At 72.5% G+C, this 19853-nt stretch carries 21 protein-coding genes and 1 tRNA gene; 8 read left to right on the top strand and 14 right to left on the bottom strand.

The window, feature by feature from the left end; all coding sequences use genetic code 11:
* From DFJ66_RS23460 to DFJ66_RS23420, 9 genes are all read right to left on the bottom strand, one after another.
* On the bottom strand, window positions 1-531 hold the full coding sequence (locus tag DFJ66_RS23460; RefSeq protein ID WP_121223806.1) for a hypothetical protein: 531 nt from the start codon (window positions 529-531) through the stop codon (window positions 1-3).
* Window positions 528-2417 carry a glycosyltransferase family 4 protein gene (locus tag DFJ66_RS23455; RefSeq protein ID WP_246029875.1) on the bottom strand — a complete coding sequence of 630 codons (1890 nt, stop codon included), beginning with the start codon at window positions 2415-2417 and terminating at the stop codon, window positions 528-530. Before DFJ66_RS23455 ends, DFJ66_RS23460 begins: the two co-directional genes overlap by 4 nt.
* 10 nt (window positions 2418-2427) lie before the next feature.
* A complete protein-coding gene (locus DFJ66_RS23450; RefSeq protein WP_170199609.1) occupies window positions 2428-4029 on the bottom strand; it encodes a class I SAM-dependent methyltransferase in 1602 nt (533 codons plus the stop codon).
* A complete protein-coding gene (locus DFJ66_RS42915; protein ID WP_170199607.1) occupies window positions 4026-5198 on the bottom strand; it encodes a hypothetical protein in 1173 nt (390 codons plus the stop codon). Before DFJ66_RS42915 ends, DFJ66_RS23450 begins: the two co-directional genes overlap by 4 nt.
* Window positions 5199-5657: 459 nt before the next feature.
* Entirely contained in the window at window positions 5658-5843 is a 186-nt protein-coding gene (locus DFJ66_RS23440; protein WP_121223802.1) for a hypothetical protein, read from the bottom strand.
* A 43-nt stretch (window positions 5844-5886) separates the two neighbouring features.
* On the bottom strand, window positions 5887-6291 hold the full coding sequence (locus tag DFJ66_RS42910) for a hypothetical protein (protein ID WP_170199605.1): 405 nt from the start codon (window positions 6289-6291) through the stop codon (window positions 5887-5889).
* A gap of 100 nt (window positions 6292-6391) precedes the next feature.
* On the bottom strand, window positions 6392-6820 hold the full coding sequence (locus tag DFJ66_RS23430; RefSeq protein ID WP_121223800.1) for an OsmC family protein: 429 nt from the start codon (window positions 6818-6820) through the stop codon (window positions 6392-6394).
* A gap of 124 nt (window positions 6821-6944) precedes the next feature.
* Window positions 6945-7017: transfer RNA gene (locus tag DFJ66_RS23425), tRNA-Gly, on the bottom strand.
* 27 nt (window positions 7018-7044) lie between these two features.
* Window positions 7045-7440: a DUF7674 family protein gene (locus DFJ66_RS23420; RefSeq protein WP_121223798.1), complete on the bottom strand. Its 396-nt coding sequence runs from the start codon at window positions 7438-7440 to the stop codon at window positions 7045-7047.
* 239 nt (window positions 7441-7679) lie between these two features.
* On the opposite strand from DFJ66_RS23420, the gene DFJ66_RS23415 reads away from it, so the two are divergent.
* The 3 genes from DFJ66_RS23415 to DFJ66_RS23405 all read left to right on the top strand — a co-directional run bounded on the left by DFJ66_RS23415 (window position 7680) and on the right by DFJ66_RS23405 (window position 10421).
* The gene (locus DFJ66_RS23415) at window positions 7680-8999 is read left to right on the top strand and encodes a sigma-70 family RNA polymerase sigma factor (RefSeq protein ID WP_121223796.1); all 1320 of its coding nucleotides are present in this window, start codon (window positions 7680-7682) and stop codon (window positions 8997-8999) included.
* A gap of 96 nt (window positions 9000-9095) precedes the next feature.
* Complete coding sequence (locus DFJ66_RS23410; RefSeq protein ID WP_121223794.1) at window positions 9096-9530, top strand: DUF983 domain-containing protein; 435 nt, start codon at window positions 9096-9098, stop codon at window positions 9528-9530.
* Between the two features lie 27 nt (window positions 9531-9557).
* Window positions 9558-10421 carry an Fpg/Nei family DNA glycosylase gene (locus DFJ66_RS23405; RefSeq protein ID WP_121223792.1) on the top strand — a complete coding sequence of 288 codons (864 nt, stop codon included), beginning with the start codon at window positions 9558-9560 and terminating at the stop codon, window positions 10419-10421.
* On the opposite strand, the gene DFJ66_RS23400 is transcribed toward DFJ66_RS23405, so the two are convergent.
* Genes DFJ66_RS23400 through DFJ66_RS23390 form a run of 3 tightly spaced genes read right to left on the bottom strand, consistent with a single transcriptional unit; the run spans window position 10414 to window position 13107 of the window.
* Window positions 10414-11001 (bottom strand): LutC/YkgG family protein, encoded by a 588-nt coding sequence (locus DFJ66_RS23400; protein ID WP_121223789.1) that lies wholly within the window; start codon window positions 10999-11001, stop codon window positions 10414-10416. The genes DFJ66_RS23405 and DFJ66_RS23400 overlap by 8 nt on opposite strands.
* The gene (locus DFJ66_RS23395; protein WP_121223787.1) at window positions 10994-12409 is read right to left on the bottom strand and encodes a LutB/LldF family L-lactate oxidation iron-sulfur protein; all 1416 of its coding nucleotides are present in this window, start codon (window positions 12407-12409) and stop codon (window positions 10994-10996) included. Before DFJ66_RS23395 ends, DFJ66_RS23400 begins: the two co-directional genes overlap by 8 nt.
* On the bottom strand, window positions 12388-13107 hold the full coding sequence (locus DFJ66_RS23390) for a (Fe-S)-binding protein (protein ID WP_246029874.1): 720 nt from the start codon (window positions 13105-13107) through the stop codon (window positions 12388-12390). The genes DFJ66_RS23395 and DFJ66_RS23390 overlap by 22 nt, the downstream gene beginning before the upstream one ends.
* A gap of 85 nt (window positions 13108-13192) precedes the next feature.
* Between DFJ66_RS23390 and DFJ66_RS23385 the strand changes: the two genes are divergently transcribed.
* The gene (locus DFJ66_RS23385; RefSeq protein ID WP_121223782.1) at window positions 13193-14452 is read left to right on the top strand and encodes a sensor histidine kinase; all 1260 of its coding nucleotides are present in this window, start codon (window positions 13193-13195) and stop codon (window positions 14450-14452) included.
* A gap of 263 nt (window positions 14453-14715) precedes the next feature.
* On the opposite strand, the gene DFJ66_RS42905 is transcribed toward DFJ66_RS23385, so the two are convergent.
* Window positions 14716-14883, bottom strand: a complete 168-nt coding sequence (locus DFJ66_RS42905) for a hypothetical protein (RefSeq protein WP_170199603.1) — start codon at window positions 14881-14883, stop codon at window positions 14716-14718.
* Window positions 14884-14937: 54 nt separating this feature from the next.
* Between DFJ66_RS42905 and DFJ66_RS23380 the strand changes: the two genes are divergently transcribed.
* The 4 genes from DFJ66_RS23380 to DFJ66_RS23365 all read left to right on the top strand — a co-directional run bounded on the left by DFJ66_RS23380 (window position 14938) and on the right by DFJ66_RS23365 (window position 18931).
* The gene (locus tag DFJ66_RS23380) at window positions 14938-15801 is read left to right on the top strand and encodes a S49 family peptidase (protein ID WP_121223780.1); all 864 of its coding nucleotides are present in this window, start codon (window positions 14938-14940) and stop codon (window positions 15799-15801) included.
* Between the two features lie 72 nt (window positions 15802-15873).
* Entirely contained in the window at window positions 15874-16719 is an 846-nt protein-coding gene (locus DFJ66_RS23375; RefSeq protein ID WP_121223778.1) for a LytR/AlgR family response regulator transcription factor, read from the top strand.
* A complete protein-coding gene (locus tag DFJ66_RS23370; RefSeq protein WP_121223776.1) occupies window positions 16716-17156 on the top strand; it encodes a hypothetical protein in 441 nt (146 codons plus the stop codon). The genes DFJ66_RS23375 and DFJ66_RS23370 overlap by 4 nt, the downstream gene beginning before the upstream one ends.
* The gene (locus tag DFJ66_RS23365; RefSeq protein ID WP_121223775.1) at window positions 17153-18931 is read left to right on the top strand and encodes a sodium/solute symporter; all 1779 of its coding nucleotides are present in this window, start codon (window positions 17153-17155) and stop codon (window positions 18929-18931) included. Before DFJ66_RS23370 ends, DFJ66_RS23365 begins: the two co-directional genes overlap by 4 nt.
* Here the strand turns inward: DFJ66_RS23365 and DFJ66_RS23360 are convergent.
* Window positions 18915-19838: an Lrp/AsnC family transcriptional regulator gene (locus tag DFJ66_RS23360; RefSeq protein ID WP_121223773.1), complete on the bottom strand. Its 924-nt coding sequence runs from the start codon at window positions 19836-19838 to the stop codon at window positions 18915-18917. The genes DFJ66_RS23365 and DFJ66_RS23360 overlap by 17 nt on opposite strands.
* Between the last annotated feature and the right edge of the window lie 15 nt (window positions 19839-19853).

Below are 19853 nucleotides of genomic sequence, written 5' to 3'. Positions count from 1 at the left end.
TCAGCGGGTCCTCCGGCGCACGGCGCGCAGCGGCGCGGTCACCTTCCAGCTCACCGTCGCCTTCGTGGCGGCCAGTTCGCGGGCCAGGAACGCGGCCTGCGCCTCGGCCGCGGCGAGCCGGTCGCGGGAGCCCGCCGGCGCCGCCGGTCCGCTCGCCGCCGGGCGCTCGCCGCCTCGGGCCGCCAGCTCGGCGTCCAGCAGCCGCAGCCGCAGGCGGTCCCGCTCGGTGCGGATGCCGCCCAGTTCCTCGCGCAGCGCGTCGCGCTGCAGGCGCAGGTCGGCCAGCTCGCGCTCCAGGGCGGCGACCCGCTCGTCCTGCTCACGCTGTTCCCGCAGCCGCTCCGGCAGGACCGCCAGCTCCTGCACCAGCCGGTCCCGATCGGCCACCAGCGCGTGCGCCTGCGCGTCCGCCTCGCGCAACTGCGCGAGCAGCTTCTCCCGCTCCGCCACGAAGACCACCCGCTCGGCGCGCAGCCTCGTCAGCTCGGCCAGCACCGGGCCGGGCAGGTCGCTCAGGTCCTCGTCAGTCATGACCGCATTCCTTGGTTCGCGAGGTCCGTCAGCACCTCGGAGTACTCGTCGGCGTAACCCGTCGGGTCGAGCCAGTCCCGCAGCTTGTCGAACGCGCGGCCGGCCACCTCGCGCCGCTCGTCGGCGGACGTCTCGAACGCGCGCAGCAGCGCGACGGTGAGCGCGTCCACGTCGTTCGGCTCGAACAGCCAGCCGGTGACCGCGTCCTCGATCATCTCGCGCGCGCCGAACACGTCGCTGGCCACCACCGGCAGCCCGCAGCACACCGCTTCCAGGATCGACCGCGGCAGCGACTCGACGTCCGAGCTGTTCACGAAGAAGTCCGCGGCGTGGAACCACGGCGTCGGGTCCCGCTGGATCGGCACCAGCCGGACGCTGTCGGTCAACCCGCCCCGCTCCACCAGGTCGTCCAGCGCCAGCCCGAACGGTGTCGGGTGCTGGCCGATCACCGCGAGCACCAACTCGGGGAACAGCGGGCGGATCCGCTCGACGGCCGCGATCAACCCGGCCTGGCCCTTGCGGGGCTCCACCACACCGACGTTCAGCAGCAGCAACGCGTCCTGCGGCACGCCGAGCCGTTCGCGCGCCTCCCGGCGGCGGTGTTCGCCGACCCGGCCGCCGAACCGGACCATCGGGGTGCCGTACCGGATCGTGCGGCAGCGTTCCGGGGCCGAGTAGCGGGCGAACATCTCCTTCGTCGCGTCGGCGACGAACAGCAGGCGGTCCACCGCGCCCAGGCTGTGCTCCCAGCGCCGCTTCACCGTCGGCGCCAGACCGGCCGGTCCCCAGTTGAGGAAGGAGAAGTCGGCCAGTTCGAAGCTCTCGTGCACCACCCACGCCGTGGGCAGGCCCGCCCGCTTGGCCGCGTCCGCCGCGCCGAACGCGCCGAGCGTGTTGACCAGCGCCACGCCGGCGCCGGAAGCCTTGGCCAGCAGCGCCAGCTCGCTGACGTGGCCCTCGTAGGACGCGATGTCGCCGATCCGGTAGTGCGAGGTCAGGTGCACCGGCACGCCCAGCGCCGTGCAATCGTCCCGCAGCGCCCCGTCGATCGGCGTGACGACGGTGGCGGCCCAGTTGTGCTTCTTCACCAGGCCGGTCAGCAGTTCCTGGAGCCAGAGCTGGCCGCCGCCGATGGCGAGGCTGTGCGTCAGGACCAGCACGTGCTTCGGGTCCGGGCGCGCCTCCACCCGGGTGAGCAGGCGCGTGGACTGCTCCTCCAGCCGGTCCGCCAGCAGGTCGTCCTCGGCCGCGCCGTCCGGGTTGCGGACCGTCACGAACCGGACCGGGGACGTCCACTCGCCCACGCCGTGCGTGCTGACCCGCACCCGCACCGAGACCCGGCGCTCCGCACCGGGCGGCACCTCCACCGGCACCCGCGCCTCGAACCCGCACACGCCCGCGTCGGCGAAGTCCGGGAACGCGCCGGCCACGTCCGCGCGGGGCAGCCGGGAACGCGCCCGGGTCACCCCGCTGCCCTCCACGAACACCTCGATCCGGCTGGGCGCGCGGCTGTCCAGCAGCGACCAGCCGGTGACCAGGACGAGGTCGCCCTCCACGGTGGAGTCCGCCTCCGGGCCGTCCAGCGACCCCAGGTGCAGCGGGCCGTCACCGGCGGGGCCGACCACCACCACGTCGGAGGTGAGCAGCTCCCCGCCCGGCCCGAACACGCTGACCGGCTGCGGGCCGTTGGGCACCGCGTGCGCGGTCAGGGCGACCCAGCCGACCGCGCCGCGGGGCGCGCCGGGGTACTCGTCCTCGCGCACCTCCGCCCGGCGGCCCGCGATGTGCACGGACACCTCGCCCAGCGATACCACGTCGGTGACCCACCCGCGCAGCTCGAACCGGTGACCGACCGGTCCCGCCGGCATGTCGACGTACGCCGTCACGTCCTACCCCTCATCCTGCGACGAACTCGCCGAGCCGGGTGCTCCAGGCCGCCCTCAGGTACTCCCGCTCCCGGCGCAGGCCGGGTCCCGTCCAGCCGCCGCAGATCCGCGCGGCCTGGAAGTGCGCCTCCCGTTCGGCGGCTTCGTCCACGTACGACGGCGGGTGGCCGAGCAGCACGCCGAGCCAGCCCGCCAGGTCCCGCACCGTGGTGCGCTCGCCCGCGCCGGACCACCCCGACCGCGCCAGCCGGTCGGCGGTGAGCAGCAACCCCCGCTGCTCCACCCACTCCAGATCGGCGCCCTCGACCCGCCACTCCAGGTCGATCGCGCACAGCCCGTCCGCGGTGACCACCAGGTTGTGCGGCACGAGGTCCCACACGGCCGGTGCGCCCAGCTCGCCGAGCCGGGCGGCCAGCATGTCGCGCCACGCGGTGAGCAGCTCCGCGGCCCGCCACGGCTCCGCCTCCAGCACGGTGAGCAGCGGGACGCCCTCGTACACGGGCTCCTCGTACTCCCGGATGGAGATCACCTCGTCGCGCTGCGGGCGCAGCGGTGTGCGGCGGACGCGGCCGTCGAGCACCTCGCCCCGCGTGCACCACGCGGCGGCGCGGTCGGTGTTGAAGTAGCAGGCGAGCCGGTCCTCGGGCCACAGCACGGCGGCGGGCTCGTCGGCGGAGGCCAGCACCAGGAAGCTGTTCCACGTCTCGGCGGCTAGGCCCGCCGCGGCGAACTCGTGCCACAGCCGCGCCTCGTCGGCCTGCCGCACGGCGTCGGAACCCCAGTCGGGGCTCGGGAAGCTCGGCAGCTCGTCGGCCAGCCGCGGGTACCGCTCGACCAGCTCGGGGCTCAGCACCGCGCGGGTGATCTTGTAGTCGGGGAAGCAGCCCAACGCCCGGCCGACCCGGAACCCGGCGGTCTCCAGCAGCGCCAGCAGCCGGCGGCGGGAGAACGTCCGCGCCGGCCCGCCGTCCGGGTAGCCCTGGGGCCCGTCCCACGGCCGCCCGCTGTGGTCCTCGGGCGCTCCCGCCAGGTACTTCACGCCGAGCTGGTTCTCGATCGCCAGCACCAGCGCCCCTCCCGGCTTGAGCCGGGCGCGCAGCGAGCGCAGGAACTCCACGTAGGGCGCGTCGTCCGCCGCGCCCGCGCCGACGTACTCCAGCACGCCGACCACGACGGCCAGGTCGTAGGCGGGTTCCACCGGCACCTGGTCGAGCGTGCCCGCGAACACCCGCACGCCGGGCAGGTCGGCGGTGCGCCGCGCCGCGACCCGTGCCCGGGCCGCGACCGGCTCGACCGCGTCCACCAGCGCGACCCGCTCGCCCAGGTACCGGGTGATCGCGCCGCACCCGGCGCCGATCTCCAGCACGGCGGCGCCCGCCGGGAGGTCGAGGGCGCGCAGCACGTTCGCGCGCCCCCGGTCCAGGTGGTACTGCTCGGCCCACGTCTTGGCCGCGTAGTGCAGCTCGTCGCTGAGCGACGACCGGTCCGCCGCCTCGCCGACGATCGCCGCCACCAGTTCCTCGGCGCCGTCGAGGTAGGTCACCCCGCCCGCGGCGCCGAGGAGCAGGCACCCGTCGTGCTCGTCCAGCGGCAGTGCCCTGACCGGCGTCACTGCACCGGGGCGAACTGGTTCATCATCGCCTTCATCTGGTCCTGGTAGCTGCCGCTCAGCGAAGCCTCGTTCAGCAGCGGGTTCTGCGTGATCTCGACCAGGACGACGTTCTTGCCGGAGATGTAGATGCCCCGGTACACGCCCACCTCGGGCAGGATCTTCTTGTCGAAGACCACCGCCGGCGGCATGTTCGGCAGCGGCTCGGCGATGTTGATGTAGCCGTTGGCGCGCTGGTTGAGCAGCAGCTGGTCGCTGACCCGCGTCGCCGCGGCCTCGTCGGCGGTCGGGATCACCACCACGTTGAACAGCTCCGTGCCCTTGCCGTCCACGGCCGGGGACTTCGTCGCGCCGCGCCACGCGGTCTTGGTCACCTGGCCCTCGGTCAGGATCTGCGCCTCGGCCTGCGACAGCACCTTCTTGCTGACCAGCTCGTCGGTGGTCAGCACACCGCTGTTGGGCGCGGTCTTCGCGTTGAGCTTCGGGATCTCCTCGAGGAGGGCCTCGTACGGGTCCGTCGGCTTCGGCTTGGTGGTGCTGGTCGGGGCGGCCGACGTGTCACCGCCGCCCTGGTTGTTCCCGCCACCGCCACTGCCGCCGTTGCCGGTGAACAGGTAGACGCCGGTGCCGATCGCGGCGAGCAGCACGACCACGCCCACGATGATCCCGATGCGCTTGCCCTTGCCCGACGACGGCGAGTCGTCGAAGACCTCGGGGCCCTGCGCGATCCACCCCGGCGGCTGGTCCACCGGCGTGTACATGTCGTTGCCGCCCCACGGGGTGGCGGCGGGCTGCGGCGGGCCGCTCGGCGGCCAGCCACCGGCGGGCTGACCGACCGGCTGGCCCTGCGGCGGTGTGACCGGGCGCACGTACTGCGTCCGCTCGGAGTCCTTGTTCGGGTCGCTGACCACGCGCGTGGCGTCGGGGTTCGCGGGCCCGGCGGGGTTGCCGACGACCTGGGTGGCGTCGGGGTTCGTGGCGGCCGGGGGCTGGGCCTCCCAGCGGAACGGCTGCCCGAACGGGCTGGCCGGGGCGGGCGCGCCGGGCTGGGCGGGCGGCGCGGAACTCGCGCCCGCGAGCAGCTCGTCCCTGCGTCGACGGTAGTCGTCAGGTGAGATCCGTCCCTCGGCCAAGGCGGTGTCCAACTGCCGAAGATCGTCTTGCCAGGACATGGTGGGCCCCTCCAGAGCTGCTCAAGCGAAGGTCATTGTGACGTACCGGGACGCCCGTCCCGCATACGCCTCCGGCGGGCGACGCGCCCGGTCCGCGCCGGCACCCCGTGGGCCCGCCGGCCGAGGGCTGCGGGGGTTGCGGCGCGCCGCGCGCGCCGGCTCGAGAACCCGGCTCCGGTCGGGTGCGTGGGGCAGCGGGGTGCGGGCGGCGGCACGGGTGCGCGGGTGCTGCCCCGACACCGGGCTCGCCCAGGACCACTACTGCCACTCGTCCACCATCGCACGTCTCCCCACCAGGACTTCTTGCCGGGGGTTATGAGAGCGCATCGAGCGGTCCGGCACACGGGAGACGACCGGATCGTTACCCGCGACCGGCGAGATCCGGCACACGGTCGGGCGGCGGGTGCGGGCGCACGGGGCCGGGGGCGCCGCCCGGGGGAGGACGCCGCCCCCGGGAGGTCACTTCTTGGTCAGGATCGTCGGGCCGACGATCCGCCGCGCGAGGCGGCGCAGGGTGCTCTTCTTCGACTGCGGCGGGGTGGGTTGCGGCTTGGCGGGGGGTGGGGTGGTGGCGACGGGGCTGATGCGGAGGGTCGGTGCGTCGTTGCCTGGCTGGGACTGGAGGGGATCCTGGCTGAACGTCACGCGGCGATCCTGCCAAACCACGTTCCGTGAGCGGCAGGGGAGATCAGCAGAAGATCAGCCCGCACGGCGGCTTGGTCGTCGTGGTGGTCGTGGTCCTCGACGTCGTCGGGGGTCTGGTCGTCGTCTGCGGTGGCTTCGTGGTGGTCGTCGTCTGGGCCGCGGTGGTCGTGGTGGACGACTCCGCGGTGGTCGTGGTGGACGACGACGTGGTGCTGGAGGAGCTCGTCGCGCCGCTGGAAGACGTCCGCGTGGTGGCGGCGGTGCTGGTCGTGGAGGTGCGGCCGGGCTGGGAGGCGCCGGTGACCACGACGATGTCCGCGCCGTCGGCGGGCAGGCCCGAGGGCGCCAGCGGGTCGTCGGAGGCGCCGTTCGCGAACAGGGCGGCCATCACGACGCCGATCAATGCCCCGACGGCGAGTCGCGCCGGGCCACCCGCAGCGGTGAGCATTGACCCTGACTACCGGCCTCACTCGATCGGGTCAAATCCTTCGACGCAGTTGGTACCGGGTCGGTACGCGTGGTACCGGCCCGGTACCGCCGATCGGCGGTCACGCCAGTTCGGCCGTCAGGGTGATCGTCGTGCCCGCCAGCGCCTGGCTCACCGGGCAGTTCTTCTTGGCGTCCTCGGCCGCGGCGGCGAACTGGTCCTGGTCCAGGCCCGGCACGACACCGCGCACGGTGAGGTGGACGCCGGTGATCCCCTTGCCCGGCTGGAAGGTCACCGCGGCGGACGTGTCCAGCTGCGTGGGCGGCGTGCCCGCCTGGTCGAGCGCGTGCGAGAACGCCATCGAGAAGCACGACGAGTGGGCGGCGGCGATCAGCTCCTCCGGGCTGGTCCGGCCGTTGGCGGCCTCGTCGGTGCGGGCCGGCCACGACACCGCGTACGAGCCGAGGCCCGACGACTCCAGCGTCACGGTGCCGCTGCCCTGGAGCAGGTTGCCTTCCCAATGCGTGCTGGCGTTGCGGGTGCTGGCCATCGCGGAACTCCATCCGAACTCGACGAACGCGGTCGGGGTCGAACCTATCGGCGTGGCGCGGGATCCGCTGCGGCGAACACACGAAGAAGGCGGGCACCCGTTGGGGTACCCGCCTTCTTCAGCGAGCGGATGACGAGACTCGAACTCGCGACCCTCACCTTGGCAAGGTGATGCGCTACCAACTGCGCTACATCCGCCTGACAGGTAAGAACTATACAGGAGCCTCAAACCGCGTTTCGACCGGGGGGTCGCACTTCCTCCAACAAGCGGTCTACCTCGGCCAACCGCTCCGCCGGCCACCGCCACTCCCACAGCGGCCGGACCTTGTCGACGACCTCGCCCGGCAGCCAAGGCGCCACCAGGTGCCGCAGCTCCCACTCGTCGAACACGTGCTCGTAGAAGCTGACCACCGACGCGTTGGACAGGAACTGCTCCTGCTGGAAGCACCAGTGCGCGAAGCCGTACACCCGGGTCAGCGTGTCCCGGTCGTCGTCCCGGTGCGCCTCCAGGGCGAGCTGCCACAGCTCCGACAGGAACACGTGGCACGACCAGGACTCGCGCTCGATGACGGCGCCCAGCTCGGGGAGGAGGGCGGAAGCCCTTGTGCGCCAATCGACCACGCGGCAGGAGACTACTCGCCGCGGCGGCGCCCGGGGCGGGGTCCGGGACCACCTGACGCCTTCCCGTAACCGGCTCGTCACCGACCGCGATCCGGTGCCCGGCCGGTCGGACTGCTCCGAACGGCCTACGCCGACCGACTGGTCTTCGGTATCGGCTCGCTATCGCTTCGGGGCGGTTCGATCCAGCTGTGGCATCTTGACCGGGTACGACTGAAGGCGGGCGGGAGGTGCCGGGCGGGATGGCCGGAGATGCCGATTTCGACCGGGAACTGCTCGCCAGGGTCAGGGCGGGCGACGACACCGCCTACGGCGAGCTGTTCAGCCGACACGCCGACGCCGTTCGTCGGTTCGCCCTCCGGCACGTCCGTGAACACGCCGAAGCCGACGACCTGACCGCCGAGGCGTTCTTCCGGGTCCTCCAGGCCATCCGCCGGGGCACCGGGCCCACCGACCACGTCCGGACCTACCTGCTGACCGTCGCGCGCCGGGTGGCGTGGGAGTGGAGCGGGCGCCGCCGGGACGTGCCGGTGGACGACGAGGAGCTGTCCCGCCGGGTGGAGCCGTTCCCCGACGCGACTGTCGGCCGGGCCGAGCACACCCTGATCTCGCGGGCGTTCACCAGCCTGCCCGAGCGGTGGCGCAGCGTGCTGTGGCAGGTCGAGGTGGAGGGCGCGCGGCCCGCGGCGGTGGCGCCGAGCTTCGGCCTGAGCCCGAACGCGATGGCCGCGCTGGCCCGCCGGGCGCGGGAGGGGCTGCGCGCCGCGTACCTCCAGGCGCACCTGGCCGAGGACTCCGGGCCGCGCGCGTGCAGCTCGGTGCTGTCCAAGCTCGGCACGTACACGGCGGGCGGGGTGCAGGGCGCCGAGCAGCGGCGCATCCGCAAGCACCTCCAGACCTGCTCGTCCTGCAACGCCCTGCACGCCGAGCTGACGGAGGTGTGCTCGTCGCTGCGGGCGCACGCGGCGTCGATCGCGGTGCCGGTCGCGGCGACCGCCCTGGTGGCCCCGGCCGTGCTGGGCAAGGCGGCGTGGCTCACCGGACGGGTGAAGCTGGTGCTCGCCGGGGTGGCTTCGGCCGCCGCCGTGGGCCTGTTCGGGATGGTGGCGGGCGCGTTCACCGGTGGTCCCGGCCCGGCGCTGCTGCAGACCGGGCCGCAGGGCAGCGACGGCGAGAACGTGCTGGCGCTGTGCTCGACGAACGCCACCGTGACCGGCGCGCCGACCAGCGCCGAGTCGCCCGCGCCGACGTCGGTGCAGGTCCACCGGGTCGACCACACCCAGGTGCGGACCAGCGTGGTGACCGAGACCGTCACCGAGCGGCCGACCAGCTCGTCCCAGCAGGTCCTGGCGGTGCCGGTGCCTTCGGGCGCGCCGACGACGTCCAGCGAGGTCCGGCTGTTCCAGGAGCCGCCGAACGAGCCGGTGGCGACCACCGCGACCACGACGACCACCGCCGAGCCGACCAAGACGGCGTTCGTCAGCACGACCTCCGCCGCGCCGACGGTGACACCCACCACGGTGACGCTCAGCCCCACCTCGTCCAGCCTCAAGGCCACGTGACCACGAACCGCGACCACCCGGTTCACCCACTGGATGCAGGGGTTTGCCGGTAGCGTTGAGATCGTCGGAGGTCAGGCGCTGACGAGGAGAGAAGCGATGACGCGGCTGGTGCGCGGAGCGGACGGCCGGATGTGGACGGTGCGCAGCCAGATCGAGTGGCGCAACCCGGCGAAGGACGCCGACTTCGAGCACGACGTCAGCGGCGGCCAGGGGCCCGGTGTGCTCATGCTGGCGATCGTCATCGTCATGGCCGTGGTGCTCGTCGCGTGGACGCCGGAGGAGGTCGTCGTCCCCGGCTGGCTGATCTTCGCGCTGGTGCTGCTGTTCCTGTTCTTCCCGGCCCGGTGGGCGGTGCGCCGGCCGTGGCTGGTGGCGGCGGAGTCGAAGAAGACCGACGAGCTGCCGCCCGAGCGCTGGGTGGGCACCGTGCGCGGCTACCTGACCGTGCGCAACGAGATGGCCAACGTGGCGCGCAAGATCGAGATGTACTCGCTGCCGGACCTGGAGGGCCCGCTGCAACCGGTCGACTGATCGCGGCGTTCGGGTGACACTGGTCCGGTGCCGGAACTACCCGAGGTCGAGGCGCTGGCCGAGCACCTGCGCGAACACGCCGTGGGGCGCGTCGTCCACCGCCTGGACGTGGCGTCGTTGCAGGTCCTGAAGACGTTCAGCCCGCCGTGGACGGAGTTGCAGGGCCGCACCGTGACCGGCGCCGGCCGGCACGGCAAGCACCTGGACCTGGACTGCGACGGCCTGCACCTGGTCGTCCACCTGGCCCGCGCGGGCTGGCTGCGCTGGTCGGACACCCTGTCGGTGGCCCCGCCCAAGCCGGGCAAGGGGCCGTTGGCGCTGCGCGTCCACCTGGGTCCGCCGGGCGAGGGGCCGGGGTTCGACCTGACCGAGGCGGGCACGAAGAAGGGCCTGGCGGCGTGGATCGTCACCGACCCGACCGACGTGCCCGGCGTGGCGCGTTTGGGTCCGGACGCGCTGTCGGTGTCCCGTGAGCGGCTGGAAGAGCTGTTCAAGGGGCGCACGGAACGCCTGAAGACCGCGTTGACCGACCAGACGCTCATGGCCGGCATCGGCAACGCGTACTCCGACGAGATCATGCACACCGCGAAGCTGTCCCCTTACGCGACCGCGGGCAAGCTCAACGCCGAGGCCCTGGACCGGCTGCACGTCGCCATCGTGGACGTGCTGAACGACGCCGTGGCCCGCTCGGTCGGCCAGTCGGCGGCGCGGCTCAAGGGCGAGAAGCGCTCGGGCCTGCGGGTGCACGCGCGCACCGGCCTGCCGTGCCCGGTGTGCGGCGACACGGTCCGCGAGGTGTCCTTCGCCGACCGGGCGTTCCAGTACTGCCCGACCTGCCAGACCGGCGGCAAACCCCTGGCCGACCGGCGGCTGTCGCGCCTGCTCAAGTGACGACCAGGACTTCCAGCCGGCGGGGGCCGTGGACGCCCTCCACTCGGTCCAGTTCGATGTCGCTGGTGGCGGACGGGCCGCTGATGAAGGTCAGCGGGCGCAGCGGGTCGAGGCGTTCCAGGGCCTCGGGCACGGTGCCGGCGATCTGGTCGGACCGCACCACGCACACGTGGTGGTCGGGGAGCAGGGTGAGCGCCCGCCTGCCCTGACCGGGGCCGCCGTCCAGGACGATCGTCCCCGTCTGCGCGATCGCCACCGCGCACCCGGTGAGCACGCCGTCCGCCCGGTCCAGCTCCTCGACGGTCAGCGGGTCGCGCAGCGCGGTCACGCCCGGCACGTCCCACGGCAGGCCGTCCGGCACGACGATCCGCTTGCCCGCCAAGCGCTCCGCGAGCAACGGCACCACCTCGTCGGGCGTGACGACGTGGACGGTCGCGCGGTAGTGCGCGATCCGGTCGGCGAGCAGTTCGACGGAAGCGTCGCCGGTGCGGACGTAGTCGCGGACCACCGGGGGCGTGTCCGGCTTGTCGCGCAGCGCCGCCCGCACCCGGCCCAGGATCTCCGCACGGGCGTCAGCCACGGTTCTTCCTCCACCACTCGCGGAACGGTTCGCGGGCCGGCACCGGGGCGTCCCGGGACGACGTCCACGCCGCGCCCGGTCCCGGCAGCCAGGAGATCCGGCCGTCGTGCGCGAACAGCCGGGCCAGCGAACCGAGCTTTTGCGCCTTCTCGTACCGGGACGCCGACGCGAACACCCAGGCGGCGGCGGCCATCGCGACCGACTCGGCACTGCGCCCCTTCGCCTCCACGGCCCGCGCGCGCAGGTGCGTGAGCACGGACGGGATGTCGATGCGCACCGGGCACACCTCGAAGCACGCGCCGCACAACGAAGACGCGAACGGCAGGGAGGCGGCCTGCTCGTCGTGCGGGTCGTCGACCAGTTGCGGCGTCAGGATCGCGCCGATCGGGCCCGGGTACACCGAGCCGTAGGACCGGCCGCCGGTCCGCTCGTAGACCGGGCACACGTTGAGGCACGCCGAGCACCGGATGCACCGCAGCGCCTGCCGCCCCACCGGGTCCGCGAGGGTCGCGGTGCGCCCGTTGTCCAGCAGCACCAGGTGGAACTCCTCCGGGCCGTCGCCGGGGGTCACGCCGGTCCAGGTCGAGGTGTAGGGGTTCATCCGCTCGGCCGTCGAGGACCGGGGCAGCAGCTGGAGGAACACTTCGAGGTCCTGCCACGTCGGCACGACCTTCTCCAGCCCCATCACGGTGATCAGCTTGCGCGGCAGCGTCAGGCACATCCGGCCGTTGCCCTCGGACTCCAGCACCACCACGGAACCGGTGTCGGCGACCGCGAAGTTCGCGCCGGACACCGCCACCTCGCACGACAGGAACTTGCGCCGCAGGTGCGCGCGGGCGGCTTCGGCGAGCACGCGCGGGTCGTCGGAGGCGGGGCCCAGGCCGGCGGCGCGGAAGATCTCGCGGATCTCGCTGCGGTTGCGGTGGATCGCGGGCACCAGGATGTGCGACGGCCGGTCGTCGCCGAGCTGCACGATCAGCTCCGCCAGGTCGGTCTCCACGGCGTGCACCCCGGCCGCCGCCAGGGCCTCGTTGAGCCCGATCTCCTGGGTGGCCATGGACTTGACCTTGACGACCTCGCGGGCGTCGCCGCACAGCCGCAGCACGATGTCGTTGGCCTCGGCGGCGTCCCGCGCCCAGTGCACGACCCCGCCGCGCGCGGTGACGGCGGCTTCGAGCTGCTCCAGGTAGCGGTCGAGGTGGTGCAGGACGTCGTCCTTGATCGCCTCGCCGGCGCGGCGCAGCCGTTCCCAGTCGGGCAGCTCCCCGACCGCCTGGGCGCGTCGGCCGCGGATGGTCGTGGTGGCGTTGCGCAGGTTGCGGCGCAGCTGGGTGTCGGCGAGGGCGGTGCGGGCCGCCTCCGGGAACGTGGGGCTGCCCAGCCAGGTCACCGGGTTGCGGGTGCCCAAGGCTCCTCCTCCGTGCTCGCCAGGACCTCCGCCAGGTGGACCGGGCGGACGCCGGTGCGCAGCCGGGACAGGCCGCCGCCGATGTGCATCAGACACGAGTTGTCGCCGGCCGTCAGCACTTCCGCGCCCGTGTCGAGCACGCAGCGCATCTTGTCGGCGAGCATGGCGGTGGACGTGTCGGCGTTCTTCACCGCGAACGTGCCGCCGAACCCGCAGCACGAGTCGGCCTGGGGCAGCTCCACGAGTTCGAGACCCCGAACCTGCCGGAGCAGCGCGAGGGGTTTGTCGCCCACGCCCAACATGCGCAGAGAGTGACAGGTCGGATGGTAGGTCACCCGATGGGGGAAGTATGCACCCACGTCGGTCACCTGGAGCACGTCCACGAGGAATTCGGACAGCTCGTAGGTGGGTGGCGGTGCCGCGCCCAGGTCGGGCTGGACGTGCCGGACCATGCCCGCGCACGACCCCGACGGCACCACCACCGCGTCGTACCCGGAGAACATCGAGGCGAACCGAACCGCCAGGTCAGCGGCGTGATCGCGGTAGCCGGTGTTGAAGTGCATCTGGCCGCAGCACGTCTGGTCGAGCGGGAACTCCACGGTCAGCCCGAGCCGCTCCAGCAGCCGCACGGTCGCGCGGGCCGTCGCCGGGTACAGCGTGTCCGTGAGGCAAGTAGCGAACAGGGCGACCTTCTCCACGGGGCACACTCTGACCCGATATTCATCGGATGTCTACCCGATCCGGTGCGCGCCCCCTTGCCGAGAGGGCACAACACGGAACAGCATGGACGCCGTGCGTGACCTCCTGACCGAGCGCGCGGTCCTCGGTGTCATCGCGACCCTGGCCGTCTTGGGCCTCTTCGTGATGCTGTGCCGCGCCCGCAGGGTGAGCACCTCCGTCGAAGACGCCGTGATGGACATGCTGCACCGGATGTCCAAGGCGTCCGCCGACCTGCGCGAGGGGCTGACCCAGGAGGCCGCCGACAAGGCGACCCCGCACCTGCGCGAGATGCTGAGGTGCGTCGCGGTCGGCATCACCGACCACGAGGGCACCCTGCTGTCCTGGGACGGCGGCGCCAACGACCACTACGAGTTCCTGGTGCCCTTCATCGAGCGCGCGATCGGCGAGGTGCACAAGGAGCACGTCGAGCACCGGAAGCTGGACTGCGAGCTGCCCGGCCCGTGCTCGCTGCACTCGGCGGTGATCGTGCCGCTGATCGTGGAGTCCGAGGTCGCGGGCACGCTGATCGTCGTCAGCGGCGTGGCGAACAAGCGCCAGATCCGGATGGCCGAGGAGACGGCGCGGTTCGTGTCCACGCAGTTGGAGCTGGAGGTGCTCCAGAAGTCCCGGCAGGCGCTGGCGCAGGCCGAGGTGAAGGCGCTGCGGGCGCAGATCTCGCCGCACTTCGTCTACAACGCGCTGAACACGATCTCGTCGCTGATCCGCACCGACCCGGCGCACGCGCGGGAGCTGCTGCAGGAGTTCGCGGAGTTCACCCGGTACTCGTTCCGCACCGACGGATTCTTCACGACCCTGGCCGACGAGCTGACCAACATCCACCGCTACCTGACCATCGAGCAGGCGCGGTACGGGGCGAGGTTGAACGTCCGGCTCAAGATCGCGCCGGAGGTGCTGCAGGTCGTGCTGCCGTTCCTGGTGTTGCAGCCGCTGGTGGAGAACGCCGTGCGGCACGGGCTGGCGAAGAAGCCGGGCGGCGGGCTGCTGACCATCATCGCCGAGGACAACGGGGCGGAGGCCCTGATCTCGGTGGAGGACGACGGCGTGGGCATGGACCCGGACCGGTTGTTCGAGGACCTGAAGGACGCCCACCAGACGGGCGCGCACGTGGGGCTGGGCAACATCAACCACCGGATGCGCGCGGTGTTCGGCGACGACTACGCCCTTGTCGTGGAGACCGCGCCGGACGCCGGGATGAAGATCATCCTGAAGGTGCCGAAGTACTCGCCGGGGGTGCGCACGAACCTGCCCCTGATGCCCCCGAAGCTGGACGAAACCGCTGAACAGCCGGTGGTCCGCGCTTAGCGCGAGATCAAAAGCGGCGCTCGCCGCGCGGCAGGCCCCCGGGGGGTGGAAGGGCGTCGGTTCCTTCCCCCGTACGGCCTGCCGGAGGCAACCACGCTTTGGCCCTGTTTGCAACCGGTGAAGCGTGGTTGCAAACAGGGCCAAAGCGTGGTTGGGCTGCGCCCAGGCCGTACGGGGGAAGAAACCGAGGCCCTTCCTGTGGCTGGCAGCCAACAGGAAAAGCAGCGCGCCTGCGGCGCGGGGAGGTGGCCTGTGGGCGCGGGTCAGGTCGCCGCGACGGCCAAGGTGGTGAAGGTCATCACCGCGACCACGGCCCAGATGATCCACATCCAGTAGATGTGCATGGGTGTCGGGCCGTCCGCGTTCCGGCGGCCGCGCTCGTCCCACCACTCGACGTACCGCTCCAGCCAACGGATCGGGTTGAACGTCACCGACCGATGTTAGCTCTACCACGCGGGAGCTCGGCCACACGTAAGGTCGGGGGCATGAGCGTGACCGACAAGATCGCCGCCCGGTTGCCGAAGATCGTCGCCGACCGCGCCGATCGCGGGCCGGTGGTGGCCGCGGTGCGGTTGCACGGGGTCATCACGCCCTCGCCGTCGCCGATGGCCCGCAACACGATCAACCTGCAGAACGTCGAGAGCGCCCTGACCCGGGCGTTCGACCACGACCGGCTCGTGGCGGTCGCCCTGCTGGTCAACTCGCCCGGTGGTGCGCCGACGCAGTCCGCCCTGGTGGCCGAGCGGATCCGGGAGCTGGCCGCCAAGAAGCGGGTGCCGGTGCTGGCGTTCTGCGAGGACGTGGCCGCGTCCGGCGGGTACTGGCTGGCGTGCGCGGCGGACGAGATCTACGCGCACGGGACCTCGCTGGTCGGGTCGATCGGGGTGGTGAGCGCCGGGTTCGGGCTCAACGGGCTGCTGGAGCGCCACGGTGTCGAGCGGCGGGTCTACACGGCCGGGGAGCACAAGGTCCGGCTCGACCCGTTCCGGCCGGAGAAGCCCGAGGACGTCGAGTGGTTGCGCGGGCTGCACGAGGAGTTGCACGGGCAGTTCGTCGACTGGGTGCGGGAGCGCCGCGGGTCGAAGCTGAGCGACTCGGTCGACCTGTTCTCCGGTGAGGTGTGGACCGGGGCCAAGGCCGCTGAACTGGGCCTGGTGGACGGCGTCGGCACGCTGCGCGGCGTGGTCGCGAAGCGGTACCCGGACGCGGACGTGACCGTCGCCGAGCCCCGCCGGCCCCTGCTCGCCCGCCTCGGGCTCGCCGGCAGCGCCACCCGATCGGGGGACTTCCTGCTGGACGGCTTGGCGGCGCTGGAAGAGCGGGCCCGCTGGTCGCGATTCGGCTTGTGAACGTTCACCCAGGTCATTGAGGGGTCGACACCCGCCACCCCGCGTAGACACGACCCCTCGCGACTGGGCAAGATGCGCGGCACAGTGAGTACCCAGGACAACGCCGGCCTCCTCGTTCTGGCGGTGGACGACGAGGCGCCCGGTCTGAGCGAGATCAAGTACCTGCTCGAGAGCAGCCCGCACATCCGCCGCGTGCTCACCGCCTTCGACGCGGCCGAGGCCCTGCGCATCCTCCGGGGTGACTACGACGTCGAGGTGATGGACCGCACCCGCGCGGGCCGTCCGCCGGTCGACGCCGTGTTCGCCGACATCAACATGCCCGGGTTGTCGGGCACCGACCTCGCCCGGGTGCTCGGCGCGTTCCGCGCGCCGCCCGCGCTGGTGTTCGTGACCGGCGTGGAGCACTCCGAGGCGGTCGTGGCGTTCGAGGTCGGCGCGCTGGACTTCGTCACCAAGCCGATCAACGAGGACCGCATCAACAAGGCGATCTCCCGCGTCGTGGACCGGGTCTCGGCGACGCCGGCCGCCCAACCCGAGCCCGCGCCGCAGGAACCCGCCGACGAAGAGGTCATCCCGGTCGAGTTGGGTGGCACCATCAAGCTCGTGCCCCGAGCCACCGTCCGGTACGTCGAAGCGCAAGGCGACTACGCGCGCCTGCACACCAACGACGGCCAGAGCCACCTCGTGCGCATCCCGCTGGCCCAGTTGGAGGAGCGGTGGGAGAACGCGGGGTTCGTGCGCATCCACCGGTCGTTCCTGGTGGCGCTGCCGCTGGTGACCGAGCTGCGGATGACGTCCAACGGCTACGCCGTGGTGATCGGCTCCGGCGAGACCGCGAAGGAGCTGCCGGTCAGCCGGCGGCACACCCGTGAGCTGAAGGAGCGGATCGTGCGACCCCCCAAGAGCAGCTGGGGATGAGCAGGCACTCCGGGCCGCCGGGCCAGCCGGACCAGCCGCAGCCAGGGGAGCGGGACGCCTGGACGGCCGTGTCGGCGCGCAAGAACCGCCGCCGGCGGGTCGTGCTGGCCGACCCGCGGGGCCGCGGCCGGGTGCTGCGCACGATCATCGAGCTGGAGGAGCAGACCAGCGTCGGCGAGAAGCTGATCCGCGACCTGATCAAGCAGCAGCTCAAGGCCGCGTTCCTGCTCGGCGGCGGCACGCTGCTGCTGCTGGCGTCCCTGCCCGTGCTGTTCTACCTGCTGCCGGGGCTCTCCGCCGTCGAGCTGCTGGGCGTGCGGCTGCCGTGGCTGCTGCTGGGCCTGCTGCCGTTCCCGCTGCTGTACGGGGTGGGCTACGCCTACCGGAGACTCGCCGAGAGCCACGAGCACGACTTCGTCAACTCGGTGGACCGGTGATCGGGAACCTGTGGAGCCTCGGGCTGGTCGTCGTCGTCGCGGCGCTGACCTTCCTGCTGGGCTACGTGGGTTCCCGACGCGCCAACACGACACCGGACTTCCTGGTCGCCCGGCGGGCCATCCCGGCGACCCGCAACGCCGCCGCGATCTCCGGCGAGTACCTGTCGGCGGCGTCGTTCCTGGGCGTGGCGGGCTTGGTGCTCAAGGACGGCATCGACGCGCTGTGGTACCCGATCGGCTTCACCGCGGGCTACCTCGCGATGATGCTGTTCGTCGCCGCCCCGCTGCGCCGGTCGGGCGCGTACACGCTGCCGGACTTCGCCGAGGCGCGGCTGGGGTCGACGAACCTGCGCCGGTTCTGCACGTTCTTCGTGATCTGCATCGGCGTGCTGTACCTGGTGCCGCAGCTGCAGTCCGCCGGGTTGACGCTGAACACGATCACCGGGCTGCCCGCGTGGCTGGGCGCGGTGGCGGTGACCGTGATCGTCGCGGTGAACGTCCTGGGCGGCGGGATGCGCGCGATCACGCTGGTGCAGGCCTTCCAGTACTGGGGCAAGCTGTTCGCCATCGCCGCGCCCACGTTCGTGCTGTTCACGGTGTTCCTGGCGGGTCCGGGCAACGGGGCGCAGGGCGTGGACGAGGGCGGGGTGCTGCGGTTCCACCAGGACGTCGAGGTGACCACCGCCGAGCAGGTGCGGGTGCGGGTCGCGGAGCCGATGGAGCTGACCGTGACCGGCACGGTCAACGGCGCGCCCGCCAACGGCCACGCCTACTGGGACGTCGGCACCTACACGCTCGGCAAGCACACCGAGCTGCGCTTCGCGAAGGGCTCGCCGGTCCCGGTCGTGGAGGGCTCGCCGACCGGCAACGAGCAGTGGCTCCGGCCGCAGACCGGTGGCCTGGGCGGGCTGTTCGAGACCTACTCGCTGATCTTCGCCACGTTCCTGGGCACCATGGGCCTGCCGCACGTGCTGGTCCGCTTCTACACCAACCCCGACGGCCGGGCCGCCCGCCGCACGGCGCTGCACGTGATGTACCTGCTGGGGCTGTTCTACCTGTTCCCGACGGTGCTGGGGGTGATCTCCCGCCAGTACCTGCCGCAGCTGCTGGTGACCGGCAAGACCGACGCGGCGGTGCTCCTGCTGCCCGAGACGATGCAGCCGAACCTGCTGGGTCAGGTGCTCGGCGCGGTCGTGGCGGCGGGGGCGTTCGCGGCGTTCCTGTCCACGTCGTCGGGGCTCGTGGTGAGCGTGGCGGGCGTGGTGTCCACCGACATCCTGCCCGGCAAGGTGCGCGACTTCCGGTGGGCGACGGTGCTGACCGGCGCGGTGGCGATCGGCTTGGCGCTGCTGCTGCCGCGCGGTGACGCGTCGCTGACCGTGGCGATGTCGTTCGCGCTGGCGGCCTCGACGTTCTGCCCGTTGCTGCTGCTGGGCATCTGGTGGCGCGGCCTGACCTGGGTGGGCGCGATGGCGGGCATGCTGGTCGGCGGCGGGCTGGTGCTGACGGCGCTGGCGGTGAACGTGGTGAGCACGCTGTCGGGTTGGGTGCCGCCCGCGCTGTCCTCGCAGCCGGCGCTGGTGACGGTGCCGGCGGCGTTCCTGACCATGGTCATGATCAGCAAGCTGACCGGGCGCCGGCGGCCGGACGACGTGAACCAGATCCTGCTGCGCCTGCACGCCCCCGACCCGCTGGGGTTCATGCGCGACCGGGACGTGCAGCGCTTCGGACCGGCGGAGGACGAGAAGCGCGCGGAAGTCAATCGAGGGCTTTGACGGTCCGCAGCACCGGGGACGTCTCGATGGCGTGCACGTGCTCCAGCGTCCCGAGTTGTTCCGTCAGGTACTTGTGCAGGGCGGCCGGGGTCGGGCACAGGGCTTGCGCGCACAGGTTGGTCGGGCCGGTGGTGGCGGCGACGAACGCCAGTTCTTCGTGCTTGGCGAGGGTCTTGGCCACGGCGTCGAGGTGCGCGGGTGCGACGGACATCCACAGCATCGCGTGCGTGGTCGCGCCGAACAGCCGGGCGTCGACCTGGACGTCGAAGAAGATCGCGCCGGCGGCCTGGAGGGCGTTGAGCCGCCGGGCGACGGTGACCGGTGACCACCCGGTGGCTTCGGCGAGCGCGGCCTGACCGATGCGGCCGTCCTTCTTGAGCGCGGCGAGCAGCGGGGCGTCGGTGTCGGCCGGGGAACGGTTTTCGTCCTCCGTGCGCGGCGGGGACAGCGCGGCGATCTGCTCCGGGGTCAGGGCTTTCGCGCGGCCGTGCCACGCCGTCGGGCCGCCCAGGTAGGTGTGCAGGACCAGGTGCGCGGACACGGCCGTGATGCTCGCCGCGCGCGGGATGTCCTGGAGCAGCAGCGAATCGCCGGTGACCACCGTGAAGATCTCGGTGCCGCCGGACGCGAGCTTGACCCACGACGTGTCCTCGCGCCGGGCCAGCGACTCGGCGATGTCACGGGCGGTCGCGGGGCTCGCGGTCACGCGGGTGAGCCACCGGGTCTCGCCGGTCCGGGCCGGGTCGGGCAGGCCGACCACCCGCAGCCCCGCTTCGGCGCGCAGCCTGCGGTAGCGGCGGATGACCGTCTGCGTGGACACGCCGAGCACCGCGGCGATCCAGTTGAACGGGGCGCGGCCGTTGACGTGCAGCGCGTGCACCAGGGCGCGGTCCAGGTCGTCCAGCACAAATCCGCACTCTAG

Source organism: Saccharothrix variisporea (assembly GCF_003634995.1).
Classification (GTDB): Bacteria; Actinomycetota; Actinomycetes; order Mycobacteriales; family Pseudonocardiaceae; genus Actinosynnema; species Actinosynnema variisporeum.
The sequence above is the reverse complement of the archived record's forward strand: the minus strand, read 5'-3'. Positions and strand labels throughout refer to the sequence as shown.